At 62.1% G+C, this 4,130-nt stretch carries 5 protein-coding genes and 1 tRNA gene; 4 read left to right on the top strand and 2 right to left on the bottom strand.

The features are described from left to right. The 3 genes from ACFDTG_RS15770 to ACFDTG_RS15760 all read left to right on the top strand — a co-directional run. On the top strand, window positions 1-963 hold a 963-nt coding region (locus ACFDTG_RS15770; RefSeq protein ID WP_375248407.1), incomplete at its 5' end, for an MlaD family protein. After that, window positions 960-1,562 (top strand): ABC-type transport auxiliary lipoprotein family protein, encoded by a 603-nt coding sequence (locus tag ACFDTG_RS15765; RefSeq protein WP_375248406.1) that lies wholly within the window; start codon window positions 960-962, stop codon window positions 1,560-1,562. The genes ACFDTG_RS15770 and ACFDTG_RS15765, both read left to right, overlap by 4 nt. Before the next feature lie 108 nt (window positions 1,563-1,670). Continuing rightward, window positions 1,671-1,761 (top strand) — tRNA-Ser (locus ACFDTG_RS15760). Window positions 1,762-1,950: 189 nt separating this feature from the next. On the opposite strand, the gene ACFDTG_RS15755 is transcribed toward ACFDTG_RS15760, so the two are convergent. Further along, window positions 1,951-2,769, bottom strand: a complete 819-nt coding sequence (locus ACFDTG_RS15755) for an aminotransferase class IV family protein (RefSeq protein ID WP_375291908.1) — start codon at window positions 2,767-2,769, stop codon at window positions 1,951-1,953. 77 nt (window positions 2,770-2,846) lie between these two features. On the opposite strand from ACFDTG_RS15755, the gene ACFDTG_RS15750 reads away from it, so the two are divergent. Then, entirely contained in the window at window positions 2,847-3,206 is a 360-nt protein-coding gene (locus tag ACFDTG_RS15750; RefSeq protein WP_375291907.1) for a MerR family transcriptional regulator, read from the top strand. Between the two features lie 491 nt (window positions 3,207-3,697). On the opposite strand, the gene ACFDTG_RS15745 is transcribed toward ACFDTG_RS15750, so the two are convergent. Continuing rightward, on the bottom strand, window positions 3,698-4,130 hold a 433-nt coding region (locus tag ACFDTG_RS15745; protein WP_375291906.1), incomplete at its 5' end, for a sensor histidine kinase.

Raw genomic sequence — 4,130 nt, 5'->3', positions numbered from 1 at the left:
ATGGAAACGCGATCCAACCATGTCCTCGTCGGCGCGGTCGTGCTGATCCTTCTTGCGATGGTCGCGATCTTCACCGTGTGGATCGCGCGAATCGGCGGCAACGAGGAGCGTGAGTACGATATTTTCTTTCGTCAGGCGGTCGACGGGCTGGCGAAGGGGTCCTCGGTCACCTTCTCCGGCGTGCCGTCGGGACAGGTGAAGACGATCTCGCTGTGGAAACCCGATCCGCAATATGTGCGTGTCCGCATCAGCGTGAATAACGATACGCCGATCCTGCGCGGCACCACCGCGACGATCCAGGGCAGTTTCACCGGCACCAGCACGGTCAGCCTCGATGGCGCGATCAAGGGCCAGCCGCCGGTCTCCTGCCCCGAAGAGAATGCCGAAAGCGTGTGCCCTCTGGGCGTGCCCGTGATCCCGACAAAGACCGGCGGGATCGGCGCGATCCTCAATTCCGCGCCGCAATTGCTGGAGCGGCTGTCGACGCTGACCGAGCGGCTGACGGGCATGCTCAGCGACAAGAACCAGGCGTCGATCGCGGGCATCCTCGACAATACCAACCGCCTGACCGATGCGCTGGCGGATCGCGGGCCGGAAATCGCGGCGACGCTGGCGCAAACCCGTGTGGCGATCGCGCAGGCCGGGGTCGCGGCGGAACAGATCGGCAAGCTTGCGGAAACCACCAACGGCGTGATGACGCAGGACGTCAAGCCGACGCTGGCGAACCTCAACGACACGATCCGCTCCGCCAAGCAGAGCACTGATACGCTCAATGCCGCGATCGGCGATGCGCGACCGGGCCTGACGACCTTCTCGAAGCAGACGATTCCGCAGATCAACCAGCTGGTTCGCGACCTGCGCGTCACGGCCGGCTCGCTCTCCGCGATTTCGCAACGTGTCGAGCAGGGCGGCGCCAGTTCGCTGATCGGCCAGCAGAAGCTGCCGGAGTATAAGGGGAAATGACCGTGCGTCGGATGTCCGCGAGCCTGATCGTCGTTACCGCGTCCCTGCCGCTGGCGGCGTGTTTCAGCTTCGGTGCCAAGCCGCCGAAGCAGTTGCTGACGCTATCCGCCGTGGCGCAGCCGCAGCCTGGCGCGGTGCAATCCTCGGCGACCGCGCGGGCGATCGTGGTACAGGTGCCCAGCGTGCCGCAGGCGATCTCCACCGTGCGCGTGCCGGTGCAGGCGAGCGCGACCGAGATCGCCTATGTGAAGGACGCGCAATGGTCCGAGCCGCCCGCGCGGCTGTTTGCGCGCCTGCTGGCGGATACGTTGACGGCCCGCGCGAATATGGTGGTGCTGTCGGCGGCGCAGTCTTTCTCGGAGCCGAGTGCCGATCTGTCGGGCGAATTGCGGAGCTTCGGCCTCGATGCGACGCAACGGCAGGCGGTGGTGATCTATGACGCCTCGCTGACCCGCGCGGGCCGCCAGACCGTCGAGAAGCGCCGCTTCGAGGCGCGGGTGCCGGTCACCGCGATCGACGCGGTCCAGGCGGGCAGCGCGCTCAGCCAGGCCGCGAACGACGTTGCCACGCAGGTCGCCGACTGGCTTCGCGCCGGCTGATCCCCGCCGGTGCGCGACGGGGCCAAGGGGGCAGGGCGAAGCGAAGCGCACAACCGACGCTTGCACCATCCGCCGCGCTCCACTAGGGCCTGACGCCCCGGGGAATGCGGAGCGGTGGCCGAGTGGTCGAAGGCGCTCGCCTGGAAAGTGAGTATACGGCAAAACCGTATCGAGGGTTCGAATCCCTCCCGCTCCGCCATTTGCCGCCGATCGCACGCTAGGGTGCGAGATTCCTCGCTATGTCTGCGCAAACGCCGTCGATAACCGCACCGGCGACATGTGCGGATACCGGCGTCAGCCAGTCAAGCAATAAGCCCACCCGGAGAGTTTTCTCTTCAGTCGGCTACCCATCTCGCACAGGGCATCAGTTGAACAAAGGGCAGAGCTGTCAGATTTCGACTTCTGGTTCGCGCAGATACGCTGTGTGCAAGAGTTCCACGAACTGCGGAGCTGCTGGGATTGCGGTCCCTGCGATCGAGTTGATCGGGACGCCCGGCGTCCAGGAGTTCATCACCACAGCACCAGCGAACCCGCCGACCAAGTCGGGAGTAACCGCCACCTCCCGTTGTGGCTCACCCAGTTCCGTGAGTTGGCGCTTCAGGATGCCCATGGTCACGCCGGTCAGCACGTCGGCAATTGGCCAGACGACAGCCGAGCCATCCCAGTACGCAACATTCCAGATCGTCGCCTCGCCAAGGCGACCGTTGCGGTCGAGAAAGATGGCATCGTCTAATCCGCGCTTCCTGGCATCACGCAGATAGTATGTTTTTGCAGTCTCTCCGGTGTGTTTGAAGGCGGGCAGCGCGCGCTCATGCTGGACCACAGCGAGCCTGAGCGGCCCTTCCGGCCCATTGGAAGCAGGCGAGGTGCGGATAAAGAGCGACAGATCGTTTTGTTCACTCGCCGGAGTGAATTCACCGCCCCGGGTGAAGACCGTCGCTGTCACCGACAGAGCCTCGCCTCCCGCTGCCGCGATACTGCCCCGGAGGTACGATCGCACCCGATCGTCCGGAATATGCGCATCGAACAGAGCCAACGATGCGCCGCGCAGGCGTTCCAGGTGAAGGTCGAGGCCTCGGACGCGGCCATTGCGGACTTGCATCGCGGTGAAGTGGGCAAAACCGGCGAATGCGAGCGGCATAAGATCAGCGACGGTCGCTGGCTGGCCGTCAATCTGCGCTAAGGTGAGCCCATCAAGATCGATCATTCCGTTGCTCCAGTGTGTTTCCTCAAGGAGCTGAAAGGGTTAAAGTCTGACAGCGCTGTTAGAGTCAAGAGGCAATAATGAAGGTCGGTGATCTAGCGAGACGGACTAGCGTCAGCGTCAGGATGCTGCGCTATTACGAAACTGAGGGGCTACTCTCTCCGGCGCGCAGGGACAGTGGCTATCGGGACTACAGCCCTGCGGATGTCGAAATTGTCGAGCGCATCAAACTGTTGAACGCCGCTGGCCTGACGCTACCGGTGATACGTGAACTGATGCCCTGCCTGCGCGACGACCGCTCTGCGTTCGAGCCATGCGATGAGTTGCAGGGGGTTCTCCGCCGGGAGATCGACACCATGAATGAAAAAATCAAACGGTTGGTCCGCAGTCGGGACATGCTCATGGCATTCTACGAGAACCTCGAAAGAGACCGTAGGTAGTGACCTGAACGCTGACCGGGCCAATTTCCTTTGGGGCGCTGCTCATCGCCTTCGTCCGGGCCTCTAACTGCCAATATCGAAGCCGCCACCAGACGGCCGGGCCGCTGCGGGCCCGGTTTCGTGAGTAACGACACGTGCAAATAAGCGGTAAGCATTGAGAGAAAGGCGGCACTATAGGGCTATAGCGTAGACGTAGTGCTCATCATCATCGGACGCGGCCCGCCATTCCTGCCCTCTGCAGGGCTGGCAAACCCCAGCCAACCGACCATGTCCAAGGGCGAAGACCATGAAAGGCAGCATGAATCGATGAGTGTCCCATCACTTATCTTTAGCCGGCCAACTCAATCGTTCCAGAATATGCAAGCGGGAAAAATCAGCAGTGACGAAGTAAGCCTAATCAGCAGACAGGTTGCGTCAACGAACAGCGGAAAATAAGAAGATTCGAATGCGGATAAGGGTTCCGCCTCTAAGTTCTTTTGTCAATAAAATCTTTATTTAAAGCCCGCATTAGATAGATCTTCGAAGGTAAGCGTCGCGCGAAGTCCGGGCTTCGTATTGGTGAATTCAAGCCGCGCACCCAAACGTTGTGCTGCGGAATGCACGATCGCCAGACCCAGGCCGCTGCCCTCCTGTCCGACGCTCGTGCTGAATCGCACGAAGCGTTCGCCGAGCCGCCCTAGGTTGTCATCGCTGATACCGGGGCCATCGTCGGCCACGGCGATCGATGCGGACGCCTCGTCGCCAATGATTGTGACGGTGATCGACGAGCCTCCTTCGATATAGCGGATCGCATTGTCGAGAAGGTTTGACACGATTTCGAACAGCAAGGTGCGATGGCCGGCGATAATCACGGCGCTGTCGGGCGCGTCCAGCTGCACCTCCACACCGGCTCCGATCGCGTCGTGGATGCGGCGGTTGATGGCG

It is taken from the genome of Qipengyuania sp., from assembly GCF_042095715.1.
Classification (GTDB): domain Bacteria; phylum Pseudomonadota; class Alphaproteobacteria; order Sphingomonadales; family Sphingomonadaceae; genus Qipengyuania.
The sequence above is the reverse complement of the archived record's forward strand: the minus strand, read 5'-3'. Positions and strand labels throughout refer to the sequence as shown.